At 57.0% G+C, this 18,689-nt stretch carries 18 protein-coding genes and 1 riboswitch; of the genes, 13 read left to right on the plus strand and 5 right to left on the minus strand.

The window, feature by feature from the left end; genetic code table 11:
- Positions 1–17: 17 nt before the first annotated feature.
- Positions 18–2,315: a TonB-dependent receptor gene (locus tag LC093_RS11650; RefSeq protein ID WP_226664963.1), complete on the minus strand. Its 2,298-nt coding sequence runs from the start codon at positions 2,313–2,315 to the stop codon at positions 18–20.
- A 343-nt stretch (positions 2,316–2,658) separates the two neighbouring features.
- A complete protein-coding gene (gene pdxH, locus LC093_RS11655; RefSeq protein ID WP_226664964.1) occupies positions 2,659–3,297 on the minus strand; it encodes a pyridoxamine 5'-phosphate oxidase in 639 nt (212 codons plus the stop codon).
- Positions 3,298–3,528: 231 nt separating this feature from the next.
- Between pdxH and LC093_RS11660 the strand changes: the two genes are divergently transcribed.
- From LC093_RS11660 to LC093_RS11685, 6 genes are all read left to right on the plus strand, one after another.
- Positions 3,529–5,151 carry a 5-guanidino-2-oxopentanoate decarboxylase gene (locus tag LC093_RS11660; protein ID WP_226664965.1) on the plus strand — a complete coding sequence of 541 codons (1,623 nt, stop codon included), beginning with the start codon at positions 3,529–3,531 and terminating at the stop codon, positions 5,149–5,151.
- 27 nt (positions 5,152–5,178) lie between these two features.
- On the plus strand, positions 5,179–6,612 hold the full coding sequence (locus LC093_RS11665) for an aldehyde dehydrogenase family protein (RefSeq protein ID WP_226664966.1): 1,434 nt from the start codon (positions 5,179–5,181) through the stop codon (positions 6,610–6,612).
- A 65-nt stretch (positions 6,613–6,677) separates the two neighbouring features.
- Positions 6,678–6,811: riboswitch (SAM-I-IV-variant riboswitch) on the plus strand.
- 87 nt (positions 6,812–6,898) lie between these two features.
- Positions 6,899–7,114, plus strand: coding sequence for a hypothetical protein (locus LC093_RS11670; protein ID WP_226664967.1), 216 nt, complete (start codon positions 6,899–6,901; stop codon positions 7,112–7,114).
- Between the two features lie 149 nt (positions 7,115–7,263).
- The gene (locus tag LC093_RS11675; RefSeq protein WP_226664968.1) at positions 7,264–8,463 is read left to right on the plus strand and encodes a glycine C-acetyltransferase; all 1,200 of its coding nucleotides are present in this window, start codon (positions 7,264–7,266) and stop codon (positions 8,461–8,463) included.
- A 91-nt stretch (positions 8,464–8,554) separates the two neighbouring features.
- Positions 8,555–9,580 (plus strand): L-threonine 3-dehydrogenase, encoded by a 1,026-nt coding sequence (tdh, locus tag LC093_RS11680; RefSeq protein WP_226664969.1) that lies wholly within the window; start codon positions 8,555–8,557, stop codon positions 9,578–9,580.
- Between the two features lie 258 nt (positions 9,581–9,838).
- On the plus strand, positions 9,839–9,997 hold the full coding sequence (locus tag LC093_RS11685) for a hypothetical protein (RefSeq protein ID WP_226664970.1): 159 nt from the start codon (positions 9,839–9,841) through the stop codon (positions 9,995–9,997).
- Here LC093_RS11685 and LC093_RS11690 read toward each other — a convergent pair.
- Together LC093_RS11690 and LC093_RS11695 are read right to left on the minus strand one after the other, a co-directional pair.
- Entirely contained in the window at positions 9,978–11,219 is a 1,242-nt protein-coding gene (locus LC093_RS11690) for a cation:proton antiporter (RefSeq protein WP_226664971.1), read from the minus strand. The two genes, LC093_RS11685 and LC093_RS11690, sit on opposite strands and share 20 nt — an antisense overlap.
- Positions 11,220–11,257: 38 nt before the next feature.
- Positions 11,258–12,796, minus strand: coding sequence for an FMN-binding glutamate synthase family protein (locus tag LC093_RS11695; protein ID WP_226664972.1), 1,539 nt, complete (start codon positions 12,794–12,796; stop codon positions 11,258–11,260).
- Positions 12,797–13,160: 364 nt separating this feature from the next.
- Between LC093_RS11695 and LC093_RS11700 the strand changes: the two genes are divergently transcribed.
- The 3 genes from LC093_RS11700 (at position 13,161) to LC093_RS11710 (ending at position 15,595) form a co-directional block, all read left to right on the plus strand.
- The gene (locus LC093_RS11700) at positions 13,161–14,030 is read left to right on the plus strand and encodes a DUF2279 domain-containing protein (RefSeq protein WP_226664973.1); all 870 of its coding nucleotides are present in this window, start codon (positions 13,161–13,163) and stop codon (positions 14,028–14,030) included.
- 145 nt (positions 14,031–14,175) lie between these two features.
- A complete protein-coding gene (locus LC093_RS11705; protein ID WP_226664974.1) occupies positions 14,176–15,264 on the plus strand; it encodes a PA0069 family radical SAM protein in 1,089 nt (362 codons plus the stop codon).
- Positions 15,265–15,298: 34 nt separating this feature from the next.
- Positions 15,299–15,595 (plus strand): GIY-YIG nuclease family protein, encoded by a 297-nt coding sequence (locus LC093_RS11710; protein WP_226664975.1) that lies wholly within the window; start codon positions 15,299–15,301, stop codon positions 15,593–15,595.
- Here LC093_RS11710 and LC093_RS11715 read toward each other — a convergent pair.
- Positions 15,568–16,263 carry an SDR family oxidoreductase gene (locus LC093_RS11715; protein ID WP_226664976.1) on the minus strand — a complete coding sequence of 232 codons (696 nt, stop codon included), beginning with the start codon at positions 16,261–16,263 and terminating at the stop codon, positions 15,568–15,570. The two genes, LC093_RS11710 and LC093_RS11715, sit on opposite strands and share 28 nt — an antisense overlap.
- Positions 16,264–16,319: 56 nt before the next feature.
- Between LC093_RS11715 and LC093_RS11720 the strand changes: the two genes are divergently transcribed.
- The 4 genes from LC093_RS11720 to LC093_RS11735 all read left to right on the plus strand — a co-directional run bounded on the left by LC093_RS11720 (position 16,320) and on the right by LC093_RS11735 (position 18,664).
- The gene (locus LC093_RS11720) at positions 16,320–16,640 is read left to right on the plus strand and encodes a DUF3301 domain-containing protein (protein WP_226664977.1); all 321 of its coding nucleotides are present in this window, start codon (positions 16,320–16,322) and stop codon (positions 16,638–16,640) included.
- A gap of 22 nt (positions 16,641–16,662) precedes the next feature.
- On the plus strand, positions 16,663–16,875 hold the full coding sequence (locus LC093_RS11725) for a DUF1653 domain-containing protein (protein WP_226664978.1): 213 nt from the start codon (positions 16,663–16,665) through the stop codon (positions 16,873–16,875).
- Positions 16,876–16,925: 50 nt separating this feature from the next.
- Positions 16,926–17,993, plus strand: coding sequence for a saccharopine dehydrogenase family protein (locus LC093_RS11730; RefSeq protein WP_226664979.1), 1,068 nt, complete (start codon positions 16,926–16,928; stop codon positions 17,991–17,993).
- A 197-nt stretch (positions 17,994–18,190) separates the two neighbouring features.
- Entirely contained in the window at positions 18,191–18,664 is a 474-nt protein-coding gene (locus tag LC093_RS11735; RefSeq protein WP_226664980.1) for a phosphatase PAP2 family protein, read from the plus strand.
- The last annotated feature ends 25 nt before the right edge of the window (positions 18,665–18,689 follow it).

An 18,689-nucleotide genomic window follows, 5' to 3' on the forward strand; every position in this document is an offset into this window, starting at 1 on the left:
TTTCATTTTAGGCTTGTTTAGAGGTCATAGGTCAATTCCACTCCCATCACGCGCCCCCTGTTGAGCGGTGTAAAGCTGGCACCCAAACCACCCAGCGTCGCAGGTAGCTGGGTATTATTGCCCTCGGTTACCTGATCCAGCATGTTCTTACCAAACAGCGCAAGGCGATAGTTTCCGGAGTCCGGTGAGAAACCGAAGCTGATATCAAGCATATCCGCCTCCGACAACATGCCCACATTGGTATCTGTGTAGGCGGCCTCGTCACGATGGTTGAAGTTCAGCCGTGAAGTGAGGGTACCCAGGGTACCCAGTTGCAGGTCATGCACCAGCCCCACACCGTAGGTCCAGGGCGCGAGGCGCGGAATTTCCAACCCAAGGTCTACTTCATCAACCACGCCATCACCGCTGATATCACCGAACACCCTGTCGTAACTACCGTCGACGTAACCAACATTGAAAGTAAACAGCAGGTTGTCAGTGAGCGCAGCCATGGTCTCAAGTTCGACGCCATCAACCGTCGCATCGGCGGTATTGCGAATAATCTGAACCACACCGCTGATCACATCACTGAGGTTTTCCTCCCGCTGCATATCGTCGATCGTATTGTGGAACAGGGCCATATTCGCGCGTAAACGTCCATCAAACCAATCCGCCTTGGCCCCGATCTCGAAGCTGGTTTGCTCTTCCTGATCCGTAGGCCCGGGCTGGTATGGCACCCCGGTATTCGGATCGATACCGGTATTGCGCATGTTGTAGCCACCGCTGCGGAAGCCTTTGGTCCAGAAGCTGTAGATCTGGGCGTTATCCGCCAGATTCCACTGCAGCCCTACTTTGGGTGTAAACGCATTCCAGGATTCCTTGTCCTCGAAGTCGTAGGCCGCACAACTCCCCAGGTCACACAGATCCAACGGAATGGTCGCGATCTTCGCATCCTTTTCCTCGGTGGAGTAACGACCACCCAGGGTCAACACCCAGGATTCGTTGAGGTCCACATCCGCCTGGGTAAAGACACCCATCGCCCGGTGATCCTGCAAGCCGCCGCCCGTCCAATCCAGGCCGCCGGGCGCAGACAGGGGCAGGATGCGGTTTTCGTAGTACTCCAGGTCCTGGTTGAACCAGTAGAGTCCTGTGGTGATCGACGTAGCACCGAAACGACCGGCGTAGCGCAGCTCGTTACTCAGCTGGCTCTGATCTACAGAAGTACGGGCATGGAAAGCGGTGATGGGAAGGGAGTCGATATCCCCGATACCGTAGCCGGAGAACTCTCGCCAGGCGAGGATATTGGTGATAGTACCGCTACCGAAGGCGACGTCCTGAGTGTACTCGGTGATGACCTGGTTCCACTCATCTTTCTGGAAGCCCTCCTCATTTTGGGCCACTTCGAAAGAGTCATCGCTGTTGTCCCAGCCGGAAACGTCCACACCAAACAGCGGGTAGGCAGGAAAATTAGTCGCGAGGGAACCGCGGTTCTGCCCGACAACGCCATCGGAATCCATACGACCAGATTCGAGTCGCACCAGCAGCTCGGCAGACTGGCCCAGGTCAAAACTCACACTGGGGCGAATAAACCAGGTATCCGAAGCACCCGCGCTGTCGTTACCCGTATACACGTTTTCGAACCAGCCCTTATCGTTGTTGTAGTAGGCCGTCAGGCGGCCATTAATGGTTTCACTAATTGCTCCGTTAATACTAACGGCACCGACCGTATCCAGGTTATCCGTGGTGGACAATTTGAACTTACTGGAAAACTCTTCCGTCGGCCGCGCCGTCTTGATGACCACCGCACCACCAGTTACGTTGCGCCCAAACAGCAGCCCCTGAGGACCGCGCAGCACTTCGATACCTTCCAGGTCAAACAGGTCGGTAACCACACCCGCGTTGATCCCCATATACATGCCATCCACGAACACGCCTACGGTCGGATCAATTGACGGAATAGAACTGTTTACCCCCAGGCCACGCACGGTGAAATTCGCGGTATTTTTGACGGTACCAACATCATCCAGCTGCACATTGGGCATTTTGAACGACAGGCTTTCCAGGTCCCGCACCTGCAGCGCTTCGAGCTGCGCATCGGAATACGCGGTGGCCGCAACCGGAACATCCTGCAGGCGCTCTGCCTCTGCCCGTTTACGGGCGGTAACCTGCACTTCTTCAAGAATGGTACTGACCGAACCTTTCCCTTCCTCTGCGGCGAACGCAGACGACACTCCACCGGACAATAACAGTACGGCTGCGGAACAGGTCGAAGCAAGAATTCGGTTTCTATGGATTATTGCGCCAAAATCATTGGCGGACTTGAACGGGACTCTCATTGTTTTCTCTCCATTGCACTGATTTATTGTTATTCAGTCTTTATATAGCAACAGAACACTGCGGCCGGTACTGCGTCTCCCGTATTTTTTGTTTTCGGAAGCCGACCAGTCCTTAGCGGTATTGATCGCCATCGCTCGCGACCAACAACGGTGAGACTAACCCAGGATATAAAATTGCAAAAGTTTATTTGTCGCACAGACCAAAGCATTGTTCCCGCAGTCCGGTTAGGCATGAACGACATGCGTAACCGAGGTTACCGGGTACTTGTCCAGGACAGGATGGGGCCGTCAGAACAGCCGGCCCGCTCATAATAAAACGTGTAAAAAATTGCGAACTTGTGCCTCAGGGAGACAGTCGTTCAATCTGCCACTTGCCCTCATCCAGAGCCCGATAAACGAACCGGTCGTGCAGACGTGACGCCCTGCCCTGCCAAAATTCCACCGTATGTGGCCGCACGCGGTACCCGCCCCAAAACTCCGGCCGTGGCACATCCTGGCCTTCGAATCGTTCGCGGTACTCGTTAAACTGCTCTTCGAGCTGGGCCCGACTCAGAATTGCATCACTTTGGTGCGATGCCCAGGCAGCAATCTGGCTTTCTCTTGGGCGGGTACGAAAATAATCATCCGCCTCTTTATCGTTCAGCAGTTCCGCGGTACCGCCAACAATTACCTGGCGCTCCAACATCTGCCACGGGAACAACAGACTGACTTTCGGGTTAGCGGCAATATCCCAGGCTTTGTGACTTTTCAGATTTGTGTAAAACACAAAGCCGCGGGCATCGAACCCCTTCAATAAAACAATGCGCTGCGACGGCTGGCCGCTGGCATCTGCGGTACTCAGGCAAACCGCACTCGGGTCGGTCAGATCCGCTTTCACCGCCTCCGCCAGCCACTTTTCAAACTGTACTGCCGGATCGGCTTCCAGATCGTTACGCTCCAGCCCGCCTTGCAGATATTCCCGACGCCACTGATCAATTTCCATCGCTGTCACTTCCTTACTTCAGTGTTTTAAATTCGATACTTTGCTGTGCGCAAGTTTACGCAGTTGCATGCCAATTCCCAAAGCGCGCAATTTTCCGCAATTCTCACGCTGGCTACACTCAATTATCCGGCGTATTTCACCGCCAGATCGCAGACTCTGCGGACGCTTGCAGGGTGCTCGCCGCCCGGCTAGGCTCCTGCGCAAACTCTATAAACGGTTTCGGGGAATTATATGCAAGCATCCGATCAGCGGGCCAACGGGCCCAGTTGCGCCCAGGTCCTGATGCACCTACTACGCCAGTACGGTGTGGATACTGTTTTCGGCATTCCCGGAGTACACACCATTGAACTCTACCGCGGCCTGCCAGGCAGCGGCTTGACCCATATCACTCCGCGGCACGAACAGGGCGCAGCCTTTATGGCTGACGGCTATGCTCGTGCCAGTGGCAAGCCCGGGGTATGTTTCCTGATTACCGGCCCCGGTGTAACCAATGCCGCTACCGCGATGGCTCAGGCATATTCCGACTCCATTCCCATGCTGGTAATCAGTGCAGTCAACCGGCGCGAAGACCTGGGGCTTGGCCGCGGCCGCCTGCACGAATTACCCCGCCAGCAGGATGTTTCCCGGGGTTTCTGTATCTGGCAACACGCTCTGACCAGCGCCGCGCAACTTCCGGAAGTATTAGCACATGCTTTTCAGGTAATGCGCGCTGGCCGCCCCGGCCCGGTGCATATCGAAATCCCTATTGACCTCTTCCCAGCCCCGATGGCCGGAGCAATGGAAGATTATCGCGCCGCCCCCGCAGCCGCACTGCCTGCGGCCGCCCCCCGTGCGCTGGAAACCGCGGCCGACTGGCTGAGCGAAGCCCGAAAACCGGTGATCCTGCTCGGCGGCGGTGCACAGGAAAGCGGTAAAGAGGCGACCGAACTGGCGGAAAAAATAGCCGCGCCGGTATTTCTGTCACTCGCGGCAAAAGGTGTGGTCGACGAACGCCATCCACTGTGTGGCGGCGCCAACCTGTCGTTTCAGGCGGTGCGCGATCGCGTGGAACAGGCCGATGTGGTGCTCGCCGTTGGCACCGAGCTGGCCGAAACCGATCGCAACCTGATGCGCGAAAATTACCATTTTCAGGGCAAGGTTATCCGCGTGGATATCGACCCGGCGCAACTGGTGTGTAACGCGAACCCGGATCTCGCCATTTGTGCCGACGCCCGGGCAACGCTCGCGCAACTGGCGGCCCTGCTGCCGGACACCGATCAACAACGCGTGCAAGCGGCAACCGCAGACGTCGCCAACCTGATCGCCACCTGCCGCCAGGAATGGTGGCCGGGTTCCGAAAGCCGTTTCCCATGGGTACAGGCCCTGCGCCAGGTATTGCCCGAAGATGGCATCCTGGTGACTGACTCCACGCAACTCGCCTACAACACCAACCACGCGCTGCCCCTCTATCAGGCGCGCAGCCATATTACGTGCACTACTGGTTACGGAACCCTGGGCTTTGCCCTTCCAGCCGCCATTGGCGCAGCGCTGGCCAGCCCCCGCGCCGTCATCGGACTGATTGGCGACGGCGGGCTGATGTTTACCCTCGGCGAGCTGGCTGCGGCAGTCGAACGGCAGCTCTCGCTGCCCATTCTGGTGTGGAATAACAGCGGTTACGGAGAAATCCGTGATTTCATGGATGAGGCCGCCGTGCCTCAGGAGGGCGTCAACCTGCGCGCGCCAGATTTTGTCGCGCTGGCGGAATCTTTCGGCGCCGCGGGCTGCCGAATCTCACAAGCGGACGAACTAGCTCCCGCAATTACGCAGGCCTTCGCGCGCAAGGGCCCCACCCTGATTGAAATCAGCGCACCATAAATTCACAGGATTTTATCTGGAGCTCCCATGACGGACCTGAAGAAACTACCAACCGACAAACTGTACATTGATGGCGCCTGGCGCGAATCCACCAACGGCACCCGCCACCCGGTATTAAATCCCGCCACAGAAGTGGAAATATGCCAGGTGGTACAAGGAACTTCAGAGGATGTAAACGCGGCCGTTACCGCCGCACGCAAGGCCTTCAAGGACTGGCGACACAGCCGTGCAGCCAAGCGGCAAGCCCTGATGCACGCCATTGCCGACGGCATGGAAGCGCGTAAACAAGACCTGATAGAAGCGATATCCCAGGCCCTGGGCTGCCCGGCCCACATTACCGAATGGTTGCATGTAGATGGCCCGATTTATGCGATGCGCTATTACGCCGATCGCGCCAAATATATGGAAGAGACCGAACAGGCCGCTCACTCGGTGGTTCTGCGTGAACCCGTCGGCGTATGTGGTTTTATCACCCCATGGAACTACCCCCTGCACCAGTTCGTGGGCAAGGTCGCTCCGGCGCTGGCCGCAGGTTGCACCATGATCCAGAAACCCTCAGAGATGACCCCGCTGCAGGACTATGTAATGGCGGAAATCATCGATGCTGCCGGCCTGCCCGCAGGGGTATTCAACCTGGTGCCCGGCGCAGGTCCTGTCGTTGGTGCCGCGCTTTCTTCCCACCCGGATATCGACATGGTTTCCTTCACCGGCTCAACCCGCGCCGGCATCGAAGTGGCCAAAGCCGCGGCACCCACGGTGAAGCGTGTGACCCAGGAGCTGGGCGGGAAATCGCCACTGATCATCACCCCGGACGCAGACCTGGAGCAGGCCGTGCGCTGGGGCTGTGAGGACGTATTCATCAATAGCGGCCAGACCTGCACCGCTCTCACCCGCATGCTGGTACCGGCAGAACGCTACGAAGAGGCCGTGGCCATTGCCAAGGAAGTGGCGGAAGGCATCGCGATGGGTACCGGCAAAGACGCATTCATGGGGCCACTCTCTTCTGCCCGCCAGCGCGAAATCGTACGCAGCTATATCGACAAGGGCGTCGCAGAAGGTGCGCGACTGGTAACCGGCGGCAGTGAGGTGCCCACCGAGTTTCCGCAGGGCTTCTACGTCAAACCCACCGTATTTGCCGATGTCCGCAATGACATGACCATCGCCCGGGAAGAAATCTTTGGGCCGGTAACCTGCCTGATCCCATACAGTGATCTGGACGAGGCCATCGCCATCGCCAACGACACCGAATACGGGCTCTCTAGCGGCGTATGGGCAAAAGACGCCGATAGCGCCATGCCGGTGGTACGGCGCATCGAAGCCGGCCTGTGCTTCGTCAACGGCGGCGAGTTCAATTACGACGCTCCCTTCGGTGGATACAAGCGTTCCGGCAATGGGCGTGAATTTGGCGAAGCCGGCCTGGATGAGTTTATTGAGCTGAAATCAGTACAGCTACCCGCATAAAATCCTGTAGCGCCGCCTTAAGTGGCGGCGCTGTTGACTGATAATTCCCTCCCCGCTATCTTTGCCCGCGACATCAAGAGAGTGGCTGACGCCAACGCCAACCTGCCTACCGGGGCAAGGTGGTTTCCCTTCGCATATTGCATATTTTTTGCACGCTGCGTTGGGGATGGGGCTCTTGCTGGTACTTTAACCAGCGACGCAATCCTACCGGATAGCGATGATTCTGACATTTCAGAGCATCGCCTCTTCCGCCGTCAGCCCTCCAGATTTTTAAATTGGAGGGAACATGTCCGAATTACAGCTATCCAGCACCGACGTTATCGAAATCCAGATTGCCCCCAAGCGCAGCCGAACGGCCGTGAGGGCGGTAAAACGTGGCGATCGCCAGCTGCTGTGGCAGTTACTGTTCGACTCGACGGAAGACGCGCTGGCGTTCGCCACCCACTGCCGCGCCAGCGACGTACCGGTCACGGCCCACAAGGCCTGTGAATTGGCGGGATAAATCGAGCCGCGCGTTGCGCGCCGAGCAACCTACAATACCCGGTATCCAGATACCCGGCAGATGGACGCTCCAACGACGAGATTCCCTTTTGCGTCCATCTCAATGCCAACGCAGTGCCACAAGCACACTGAAGGAGCCAATAACAACTTATGTCCAAGCCCGAGAACTTTTTCCAGCACCTGCGCGATGAACTGAAGCAGATTGAAGCTGATGGCCTCTACAAGCGCGAGCGCATCATCACGTCCCAACAGAGCGCCGAGATCCAGGTCAACAACGACACCCGGGTACTCAACTTCTGCGCCAACAACTACCTCGGGCTGGCCAATCACCCCGACCTGATCCAGGCGGCAAAAGATGGCCTGGACCAGTACGGCTTTGGCATGGCTTCCGTGCGCTTTATCTGCGGTACCCAGGACATTCACAAGGCACTCGAGTCCCGTCTGTCCGACTTCCTGCAGACCGAAGACACCATCCTTTACACCTCCTGTTTCGACGCGAATGGCGGCCTGTTCGAAACCCTGCTTGGCCCGGAAGATGCGATCATCTCCGACGCCCTGAACCACGCCTCCATCATCGATGGCGTGCGCCTGTGTAAAGCGAAGCGCTTCCGCTATGCCAACAACGACCTGGCAGACCTGGAAGAGCAGCTGAAAGCCGCCGACGCAGCCGGTGCCAAAACCAAGTTGATCGCCACCGACGGCGTGTTCTCCATGGACGGCGTTATTGCCGACCTCAAAGGCATTTGCGATCTGGCAGACAAATACAACGCCCTGGTGATGGTCGACGATTCCCATGCGGTGGGCTTCCTCGGCGAACACGGCCGCGGCACCCATGAGTACTGCGACGTGATCGAGCGCGTCGACATCATCACCGGCACCTTGGGCAAAGCCCTGGGCGGCGCGTCCGGCGGTTTCACTTCCGGCCGCAAGGAAATCATCGACCTCCTGCGCCAGCGCTCACGCCCTTACCTGTTCTCCAACTCCGTAGCACCGGCGATTGTCACCGCCTCCCTGAAGGTGCTGGACATGCTGGTGGAAGGAGGCGAGTTGCGCACCCAGCTGCAGGAAAACTCCGCGTATTTCCGCAAGCGTATGACCGAAGCCGGTTTCACCCTGGCTGGCGCCGACCACGCGATTATTCCGGTAATGATCGGCGACGCCGCCCTGGCCCAGCAGATGGCAGACAAGATGCTGCAGAAAGGCATCTACGTTGTCGGCTTCTTCTATCCGGTAGTACCGAAAGGACAGGCTCGCATCCGCACCCAGATGTCCGCTGCGCACACCCGCGAACAACTCGATCGCTGTATCGATGCTTTTGTGGAAGTCGGCAAAGAGCTGAACATCATCTAATCGCAATGCGGAGCCTCGGCTCCGCTTTGCAGTCCTCAGGACTGCAAAACGCAATCTGACAAGCTGCAATCTGAGAAGTACTACAGGATTTATGAAAGCTTTATCCAAATTGAAATCCGAACCCGGCATCTGGATGACGGATGCCGAAATTCCGGAGCCAGGGCACAACGACCTGCTGATCAAGATCCGCAAGACCGCTATTTGCGGCACCGACATGCACATTTACCACTGGGATGAGTGGTCCCAGAAAACCATTCCGGTACCCATGATTGTCGGTCACGAGTATGTGGGTGAAGTGGTTGGTATGGGCCAGGAAGTCGCCGGCTTCAATATTGGCGACCGGGTTTCCGGCGAAGGCCATATTACCTGCGGCCACTGCCGCAACTGCCGCGCCGGCCGCCGTCACCTGTGCCGCAACACCTACGGTGTGGGCGTTGACCGCCAGGGTGCATTTGCCGAGTACCTGGTCATTCCGGCCCTGAACGCGTTCAAGATCCCGGACAACATCTCCGACGATCTCGCGTCCATCTTCGACCCGTTCGGCAACGCCGTACACACTGCGCTGTCGTTTGACCTGGTCGGTGAAGACGTACTGATTACCGGCGCCGGCCCCATCGGCATTATGGCGGCCGCAGTAGCCCGCCACGTGGGCGCACGTCACGTCGTGATTACCGACATCAATGACTACCGCCTGGACCTGGCAAAGAAAATGGGTGCAACCCGCACCGTCAATGTCAGCCGCGAAAAACTGCCGGACGTGATGAAAGAAATCGGCATGACCGAAGGCTTTGACGTCGGCCTGGAAATGTCCGGTGTATCCGTCGCTTTCCGCGATATGCTGTCGGCTATGAACCACGGTGGCAAGATCGCGATGCTGGGTATTCCCCCGGGTGAAATGGCGATCGACTGGAGCCAGGTCATTTTCAAGGGCCTCATCATCAAGGGTATTTACGGCCGCGAGATGTTTGAGACCTGGTACAAGATGGCAAGCCTGATCCAATCCGGCCTCGACCTGTCTCCGATCATTACCCACGAGTTCTCGATCGACGACTTCCAGAAGGGGTTCGATACCATGGGTTCAGGTGAGTCCGGTAAGGTAATCCTTAACTGGCAGTGAGCTAGCCCGCTGCCATCGCCGGTTTTTGAGGTCGCACTGGGATAGCTGAGTGATGAATATTTTCAGCTGACGAAGTGCAAACGGCGAAATGAAGGCTAAGTATCGGGTGGAGCATTTCGAAAGCGTCGGCGACAAGGACGCCGCCGACGCAGCGTACAGGGATGTATCCACAGCGGTTTCGAAATGCTCCACCCGATACTTAGCCGCCACCACAGCGGGTCAATACCCCTTTACGGGAAAGACCAAGGAGCAAAATCCATGCTAAGAGTCATCGGTGTACTACTATTCGCCCTGCTCCTGCTCTGGCTCGCGGGCTACATCTACTACAAAAACAAAGGCGAAAACGAAACCAGCCACACTTCCAGTCAACCGCCCTGGCATATCGCAGCGTCGGAAATCACAAACCCAGCTTCCTGATCAAACGCGTGCTGGACGTTCCCTGTACCAGCAACGAAAACAACACCACACCGAATACGATCGACTGTACTGTCCACCAGTACGGCAGATCGGTTGGCAATGACAGTACCAACGCCACCGCAATCACACCCCGCAAACCACCCCAGCTCAGCACCAGTCGCCAGCTTTTCGGAATGGGTGGCCCGACGAAACGGGCCAGCGGCGCCAGCATGAAAATAGCCAGCGCACGTGCGCCCAATGCGGCCGCTATGCCGATCAGCATGGCCAGCCATTGCTGGTAAAACATATCAAACGTAATCACCAGCCCCATAATCACGAAAATCAACGCGTTAAACAGGAGTTCAAGCCATTCCCAGGTGGGTTCCGCGTGTACTAGAAAAGATTCGTGCTGTTCACGCAAACACGCGCGCGCAACAATCGCGCACACCATGACCGACAAAATACCCGACACCCTTACCACGTGCTCTGCCAGATAAAAACTGCCGAACGCCGCAAGCACCAGAACCATTAAAGCCGCACCGGCGGAGGCGATAAACAGAATTACAATCGCAGTCAGCAGGCCACAAATGGCACCAATGGCGAGTCCGCCAAAAAATACCGCGGAAAAATACAGGGAAAAACCACCTGCACCGGTAATTAGCTCTCCAGTAGCGCTCGCGCCCTCCATCACACTATGAGTCGCAATACCCAATACAAAAGTAAACAATACAATCGCCGCGGCATCATTAAACAGACTCTCACCTTCCACTAACGTCAATAGCTCTCCATTGGCGTCTCGCTCACGCAGCCGCGTCACCACCGCAATCGGGTCGGTCGCCACAAGAATCGCACCGGTCAGTAAAGCCGCCAGCCAGGGAAAGCCCTCAGGATGATAGATTCCGAAATACACCAATGCTGCGGTAATCAGCATGCAAACCACAACACCCAGCGTAGAGAGGAGGATGATCGGTCCAAGCCATTGGAAAAGCATTTGCGGGTCTATTTTCCAGGCGGAGCCGAAAATCAGAACAGGCAGAATGACGAAGAACACCAGGTGATGCAGGTTCTCGGCGCGCAGACCGGTGTCGTAATCCAGCACGGGCAGCAACATTCCGGCGAGCACGCCGGCAATCAGGCAACCGAGCGTATTGTCGCGCCCGAGAAGCCGTGCAATTGCCAAACCGAATACTGCGGCCACCGCCATGTAGAGGCCCTGACCAACCAGGGTAGTTACACCATCCATACCTTTCCCTTATTCCATTACTACGCTGGCCACGTTGCTCAGTCGCGGTCTGACGCAATCACGGATTTCGGCTTTACATCCGGCACCGTATCCGAGAGCGGCATCGGCACACCGCGCTCGTTGATAACTTCCACATCGGAGCGACGCAGCTGGCGTGGCTCGGCTACACCGCAGGAATGCGCGATGGTACCCACTTCATATGCCATATTGCGCGCGTAGTTATAAACCCGCTCCGCCTTGTCCATGGGATCCAGTCCCTGCTGCAAATCCGGGTTGTGGGTCGTCACGCCGGTCGGACAGGTATTGCGATTGCACTGCATGGCCTGGATACAACCAAGGGCAAACATAAAGCCGCGGCCACAATTGATGAAATCGGCCCCCATCGCCAGAGCCCAGGCCACCATGGAGGGGGTCAGCAGCTTGCCCGCGCAAATAATCTTGATGCGATCGCGCAGGCCGTATTGCGCCAGAAGATCCACCACTAAAGGCAGGCTGCGGTTTAGCGGCAACCCCATGTAATCCATCAGGCTCTGGGGCGCAGCACCGCTGCCGCCATCTGCGCTGTCGATCGTGATAAAGTCCGGCGCCGACTCGATTCCGCGCTGTTGAATGGTTTCGCACAACTCGTGCAACCAGTTGCTGCTACCAATCACACACTTGAACCCGGTCGGTTTGCCGGTGACTTCGCGGATATGCCCGATCATATCCAGCAACCCACCTACATCCCTGAACTCGGGGTGGCCATTGGGGCTGATGGAATCCTCTCCAACATGGATACCGCGCACGGCAGCAATTTCCGGTGTGACCTTGATTCCAGGCAGGATTCCTCCTTTACCGGGCTTGGCGCCCTGAGAGAGCTTCAACTCAAACATCTTCACCTGCTCATACGCCGCCACTTCCGCCAGCTTCTTGTCGGACAGGTTGCCTTCTTTGTCACGCACGCCGTATTTCGCGGTGCCAATCTGAAACACAATGTCGCAACCACCAGACAAATGATGGGACGAAAGACCACCCTCCCCGGTGTTCAGCCAGATCCCGGCCTTTTTGGCGCCCTTGGATAAAGCCGTCACCGCTGGCACGGACAAAGCGCCAAAGCTCATTCCGGAAATATTGAAGATGGATCGGGTGGTATAAGGCATGCGTGCCACGCCGGCGCCAACGGTAACTTCACGCGGTGGCACGGCATCCTTGGCCAGGGTGGGAAACGGGTGATTGAGAAAAACGATATCCCCGGGCTGGTTCAAAGGCCGGGTGGAACCGAAAGCTAGCGTAGAATCGATGTTCTTTGCGGCGCGGTAAACCCAGCTGCGCTGGGCTCGATTGAAGGGCATCTCCTCGCGATCCAGCGCAAAGAAATACTGGCGAAAAAACTCGCCGAGGTGCTCGAACTGATAGCGAAACCGCCCCAGTACCGGAAAGTTGCGCCGTATGGCATGTTTTGTCTGACGGATGTCTGACAGGTAGATGTACACCACATACAGCACCAGCAGTACCAATCCAAAAGCAAAAAACAGTGCAAAAAGCTGCAGTACTTTTACCGCAAACCCCTGAATAGCGGCTACCGCCTGAAGATCCATTCCAGCGTCCCTGTATTGCGCGACCAGTCGCGTTTGTTATCGGCTATCCGGCAATTGTATGTCTTACAAAGCCACCTTGAACACCATCTACGCCTCAACCCCCACCCTCAGCGGATTGCACTCACTACCCGGTCAATAAACCCTGCACCCGGGAGAGCAAGTGGATTTCACGCATCCTGCAGTTCAACCTGCCTGGTTTGTATTGCCAGGGGCAAGCCTATATTCTCAGCTCCCACGGAAGTGTTTCCTGACCACATAAACGGACGTGGCGGAGACTTCCGATGCATGGGCAAACGTTACAGTTGTCCAGTATTCACTGTGTATTTGCATTCACAGCAGGGTTACCAAGGAAAGGATTCACCCTATGGGAAGCGTTGTAACGCTACTTCGCGCCGCCGGTCTGGCGCTGCCACTCCTGTTTTCGTCATTGACCTCCGCCGAAACCATCAATTGGGCGAACAGCAAAAAGTCCCTGGCAGACGCCAAATATGAGATTGGCGCAATCGCAGGTGGAATCACCTATCTCGGCGCAAAAGAGTGGAATTGGGGCAGCTCCTCGTTCAAGTTCAACGAGGAGGGTTGGTTTGGCATGGATACGGGCAGTGGCGGGGTCGACAAGCTGGGGCACATGTACTCCTCCTATCTGATTACCGAAGCCATAGGCCACGGTCTGTCCAGAAATAACGAGGCAGATTTCGCCGCAACCTATAGCGCGCTGTGGGCCAGCAGTTTGATGCTGTATGTGGAGCTGTTCGATGGCTATTCTGCTGATCACGGCTTTTCCTATGAAGACGTGGTTTTCAATTCCTCGGGCATCGCGCTCTCATACTTCAGAACCCGGTACCCTGAACTCAAACAGCTCGTGGATTATCGTCTCGACTATGTCCCCTCAAAAGGCATGAAAGGATTCCACCCTGTGACGGACTACACGGGGATGCGCTATCTCCTGGCATTCAAGGCCGCCGGCATACCTGAACTGAACAACACCCCGCTCAAGTATCTCGAGCTCAATCTGGGCTATTCAGCACAAGGGTTCAAAGCAGAGGATGCGCCCTACTTTCCAGAGCGAAAATCGGAGTTTTTTGTCGGTATCAGCCTTAACCTGGACGAACTTCTATTCAAACCTTTCGCGCGGCAGCTTGGGGCGGCGGGGAAATACAGTTCAACGTTGTCACACTACTATCAGCCGCGAGGAAGCTATCTCAAGTCCTCACTGCACGAGCGTGACGAATAGCGACATACGCTGGGGCACACTGTGATGGCAGGCCAGCTGCGCAACAGCCTGATCCGGTGAATTTATAGTCTCACTAAAGCCTTGCGCGATGGCCAGCCACACGCCTAAACTGTATATTCATACAGCAAACGAAAGCGGAACGAGCTTGGCTAACGATAGCCCCTGCAGCCCCCCACAAATTCACAAAGGCCGTGGCGCCACCAGTAACCTTGCCGGGCGCTTCGCGGAGCATACCTCTGCGCGGGAAAACGACGGCTGGCAGCTGGAGATTGAACCTCAGGGGCCTGTTGCGACGGAGGCGATAGAAGAAAAAGCCAAAAGCATTATTGCTACCAATAGCTCGCCTGACCTGCCCTTCAGCCAATCAATCAATCCCTACCGGGGCTGTGAACACGGCTGTATCTACTGCTACGCCCGCCCGGCTCACGCCTATATGGACCTGTCCCCCGGGCTGGATTTTGAAACCCGCCTGTTTTTCAAACCCAATGCCGCGGAACTTCTCGAACAGGCCCTGCGCAAGCCGAGCTATCGCTGTACGCCGATCGCTCTCGGTACCAATACCGATCCCTACCAGCCACTTGAAAAAGACAAACGCATCACCCGGCAAATACTGGAAACCCTGCAGCGCTTTCAACACCCTGTGACCATTATTACTAAAGGCCAACTAATCCTGCGCGACCTGCCACTACTGGCCGAAATGGCGAGCGACGGGCTGGCCCGCGTTGCGATCAGCGTCACCACGCTGGACAACGCGCTGAAGCGCGTACTGGAACCTCGCACCGCTGGCCCAGCAGCGCGCCTGCGAATGATTGAGGCTCTGAGTGATGCAGGGATTCCCACCTCGGTGATGGCTGCACCAGTGATTCCCGCCCTCAACGATTCAGAGCTGGAAAGTATTCTGGGCCGATCCAGGGAAGCCGGCGCCGATCAGGCAGCCTACATTCTTTTGCGCCTGCCACACGAAGTGGCACCCTTGTTTCGGCAATGGCTCTCTGAACACTACCCACAGCGAGCCGACCACGTGATGAGTCTGATACAGCAAAGCCGCGGCGGCCGCGATAATCAGAGTGAATTCGGCCAACGTCAGACCGGTACCGGGGTCTTCGCACAATTACTCGAGCAACGGTTTCAGGTAAGCTGTCGCAGGCTTGGATTCAACCGGGCCAGACTAGCACTCGACTGTAACAGGTTCACAGTCCCTCCCAGGGCTGGAGACCAACACAGTCTTTTTTGAGTGAATTGAATAACGCAGGATTTTTGGAACTGTTTTGGCTGGCTGGTTTGTTTACTTGATCCGCACCCATAGCGGCTCGCTCTATACCGGAGTTACCCGGGACGTGGAGCGCCGCTTTGCCGAGCACAACAGCGGTGGACCGAAAGCGGCCAAAGCACTGCGAGGGCGCGGCCCGCTTTCACTGGTATTCCAATGTGGCATGCGCAGTAAATCCGACGCGCTCAAGCTGGAAGCCGAGATCAAGCGCTGGCCCAAGCACAAGAAAGAACAGCTTGTTCAAAGCGGCCCAGCGATGCTGGTGGATTACCAGGGAATCTCACTGCCATCGTAATTGTAAAAGTGGCCACTCTGATCCGGTGTCGCTTGCAGTAATAGCCGTTTCAGCCCATCTACACTCTCTTCCACCGGAAGCAACGCATTTGGCCCGCCCATTTCGGTCTTGGCCCACCCCGGGTGCAGGGCCATCACAGTGACGCCCTGCCCAGCCAAATCCACTGACAGGCTTTTCACCACCTGATTGACAGCGGTTTTTGACGATCGGTACATATACCCACCACCGGAACTATTGTCAGCGATGCTGCCCACTTTGCTGCTCAGCACCCCCACCACCTTGTTGCTGCCGGCAAGCAGATTCGGCAAAAAGGTCTCTACAAGTTTATAGGGAGATATGGTGTTGACCTCGAGCACTTTCCGCCACTCATCGACATCCACATTGCCAAAGCTGACGCCTTTGGGCCCGTAATAACCGGCGTTACTGCACAGGATATCCAGCGGGCGGCCATCCAGCTGGCGGGCGAGATCCGCCATTTGCCCATAATCGGTCACATCCAGCGTATGCACTTCGATATTTTTGAATTCAGTAGCAAGGTCGCCCAGTTCCCAGGCCGCGGCGGGATTGCGACAGGTGGCGATCACCTCCCAGCCTGCAGCGCTGAATTGACGAGTCATTTCCAGGCCGATACCCCGGCTGCAGCCGGTGATGAAAATGGTGCCGGGCATAGTCCCTCCTCTAGTGGTATTCTTGCGCGCTCGAAAGATAGCAAAATGAAGCGGCTATGTATTACTCACTGGGCGATCTGTTCTGGATATTCCTGCTGATCCTCGCGGTCTGGTACTTCTGGTCCGGTATGGCGGCCAAAGACCGGGTGCGGAGAATCGTTAAGGCGCACTGCGCCGAAACCGGTGTTCAACTGCTGGACGATACGGTCATGCTGACACGCACCCGCCTGAAGCGCGACCGCAGTGGCCAGGTACGCCTTCGCCGGCAGTATGAGTTCGAATTCACGTCCACTGGTGAGCGCCGCTACAGCGGTATCGCCACACTCCATGGACAGCGCATTACCCAGATCCAGCTCTCCCCATACCACATGGCCTGACAACGGCCCCGCAAGGAAACGTATGCAGAAAGGTATCTATCGCCATTACAAGGGCAATCTTTACCACTTGATGGAAATTGCCACGCACAGTGAAACCGGGGAACAACTGGCCATCTATCGCGCTCTGTATGATGAGTACGGCGTGTGGGCCAGGCCCCTGGCAATGTTCGCAGAGACCATCGATAAAGACGGCCAGCAGATTCCCCGTTTTGCCCTGGAAAAAGCGCTCGACTGAGCACCACTCCACAGTTGCCGCCACAAAACCAAAAAAAACAAGGATTCACGGTGAACAACAAGCAGATCATGATTTATGGCGCCTACGGCTATACCGGCGAGCTGATCGCACGCAAAGCTGTGGCCAAGGGACTGAAGCCCATTCTGTCCGGCCGCAACGCCAGTAAACTGCGCCCGCTGGCTACGGAATTGGGGCTGCCCGCCATCGCCGTAAGCCTCGACGACGAAGACGTACTGGCACGCACCCTGAAGGATGTTGCCGTAGTCATCCACTGCGCCGGGCCCTTTTCAGCTACCGCAGAGCCGATGATGCGCGCCTGTATCGCCAGTGGCACCCACTATCAGGACATCACCGGCGAAATGGCGGTATACCTCCAGGCCCACGCGCTCGACAGCGAGGCCAAAGCCGCCAACGTGGTACTCTGCCCTGGCACCGGTTTCGACGTTATTCCCACCGACTGCCTGGCCGCAGCGCTGCACAAAGCCATGCCAAGTGCCACCCACCTGACCCTGGGGTTTGACTCGGACTCTGGTCTCAGCCCCGGTACCGCGAAAACCTCGGTCGAGAGCTTGGGTGTGGGTGGTGCCGTACGCCGCAACGGCAAGATTGAAACCATTCCCCACGGGGAGCTAACGCGCAAGATCAATTTCGGGCGCGGCGAGAAATTTGCCGTAGCCATTCCCTGGGGCGACGTGGCTACCGCTTACTACTCCACCGAGATACCGAATATCGAGGTGTACATTCCCATGAGCCCTAGCCGGGCGGGGAAAATGAAGAAACTGAACAAACTCCGCTGGCTGCTGCGGATGCAGTGGGTTCAGAACTGTCTCAAAGGGAAAGTAGACCGGAAAGTCCGTGGCCCCAGCGAAAACCAACGCGCCGAACAGAAAACCTGGGTGTGGGGCGAAGTGCGCAATGACCGCCGCGGAGAACGTCGCATAGGCCGGGTCACAACCGCCAATGGCTACGATTTGACCGCCAACGGCTCGCTCGCGGTTATGGATTTCCTGCTCGGCTACGACGGCCCCGGCGGATATTTCACACCCTCGAAGCTCTGTGGGCATGACCTGGTAGAGAAATTACCCGGCTCCTCCCAGATCAAGTTCAGCATCGACTGACGGGCTTTCCGGCAGGCGGGACTTCGGTCTCTCCTGCCAATCCCCCATTGCCTGCACATTACAATACCTTCCCCCATCAGGTTTCACAGACCTGACATATTTCATTCAAGTCTGCGCAATATTTCCTTCGTACTTTTACAGACATGCGAAGCTTACCTATCACCCTCAAAGCGGTAGATGTATCACTGGTACTGCGAATGGCAGAACGGGCCACCAGGCCCGCCTCCCGCAGGAACTACCTGTTGCTGTCGCGCTCCGCGGACGGCTGGCTCTACCTGCTTTCCCCGCTGCTGCTCGCGCTGGTCAATACCGGCATGGCATTGCAATTCCTCTACGTGTGCAGCGCCGCCTTCGCGGTGGAAAGATCCCTGTACTGGACCATCAAGAACACCACCAAGAGGAACCGCCCCCCTGAGGCCATACCCGGCCTGCGCTCGATCATTATTGCCAACGACCGCTTCAGCTTACCTTCAGGACACACCTCGGGTGCCTTCCTGTTTGTCACCATGATGAGCGAATGCCTGAACCCCATCTGGCTGCTGGGCTATTTTTGGGCGGCCGGGGTGGGTATGTCACGGGTCGGGCTGGGCGTGCACTTCCCCACGGATGTATGTGCGGGCGCCCTGCTCGGCACCAGTGTGGGACTGGCAGTAAGCGGATACCTGATTTAGCCCAACACCTGCACACCTTTAACCC

This window comes from Microbulbifer aggregans (genome assembly GCF_020524005.1).
Taxonomy (GTDB): Bacteria; Pseudomonadota; Gammaproteobacteria; order Pseudomonadales; family Cellvibrionaceae; genus Microbulbifer; species Microbulbifer aggregans_A.

Bases quoted from the DNA above. Each gene is read 5' to 3' on its own strand.
- LC093_RS11700 (WP_226664973.1), top strand. From the start codon at position 13,161: ATGGGAAGCGTTGTAACGCTACTTCGCGCCGCCGGTCTGGCGCTGCCA.
- LC093_RS11685 (WP_226664970.1), top strand. From the start codon at position 9,839: ATGCTAAGAGTCATCGGTGTACTACTATTCGCCCTGCTCCTGCTCTGG.
- LC093_RS11725 (WP_226664978.1), top strand. From the start codon at position 16,663: ATGCAGAAAGGTATCTATCGCCATTACAAGGGCAATCTTTACCACTTG.
- LC093_RS11695 (WP_226664972.1), bottom strand. From the start codon at position 12,796: ATGGATCTTCAGGCGGTAGCCGCTATTCAGGGGTTTGCGGTAAAAGTA.
- LC093_RS11650 (WP_226664963.1), bottom strand. From the start codon at position 2,315: ATGAGAGTCCCGTTCAAGTCCGCCAATGATTTTGGCGCAATAATCCAT.
- LC093_RS11735 (WP_226664980.1), top strand. From the start codon at position 18,191: ATGGCAGAACGGGCCACCAGGCCCGCCTCCCGCAGGAACTACCTGTTG.
- LC093_RS11690 (WP_226664971.1), bottom strand. From the start codon at position 11,219: ATGGATGGTGTAACTACCCTGGTTGGTCAGGGCCTCTACATGGCGGTG.
- LC093_RS11665 (WP_226664966.1), top strand. From the start codon at position 5,179: ATGACGGACCTGAAGAAACTACCAACCGACAAACTGTACATTGATGGC.
- LC093_RS11715 (WP_226664976.1), bottom strand. From the start codon at position 16,263: ATGCCCGGCACCATTTTCATCACCGGCTGCAGCCGGGGTATCGGCCTG.
- LC093_RS11660 (WP_226664965.1), top strand. From the start codon at position 3,529: ATGCAAGCATCCGATCAGCGGGCCAACGGGCCCAGTTGCGCCCAGGTC.
- LC093_RS11675 (WP_226664968.1), top strand. From the start codon at position 7,264: ATGTCCAAGCCCGAGAACTTTTTCCAGCACCTGCGCGATGAACTGAAG.
- tdh (WP_226664969.1), top strand. From the start codon at position 8,555: ATGAAAGCTTTATCCAAATTGAAATCCGAACCCGGCATCTGGATGACG.
- LC093_RS11720 (WP_226664977.1), top strand. From the start codon at position 16,320: ATGTATTACTCACTGGGCGATCTGTTCTGGATATTCCTGCTGATCCTC.
- pdxH (WP_226664964.1), bottom strand. From the start codon at position 3,297: ATGGAAATTGATCAGTGGCGTCGGGAATATCTGCAAGGCGGGCTGGAG.
- LC093_RS11670 (WP_226664967.1), top strand. From the start codon at position 6,899: ATGTCCGAATTACAGCTATCCAGCACCGACGTTATCGAAATCCAGATT.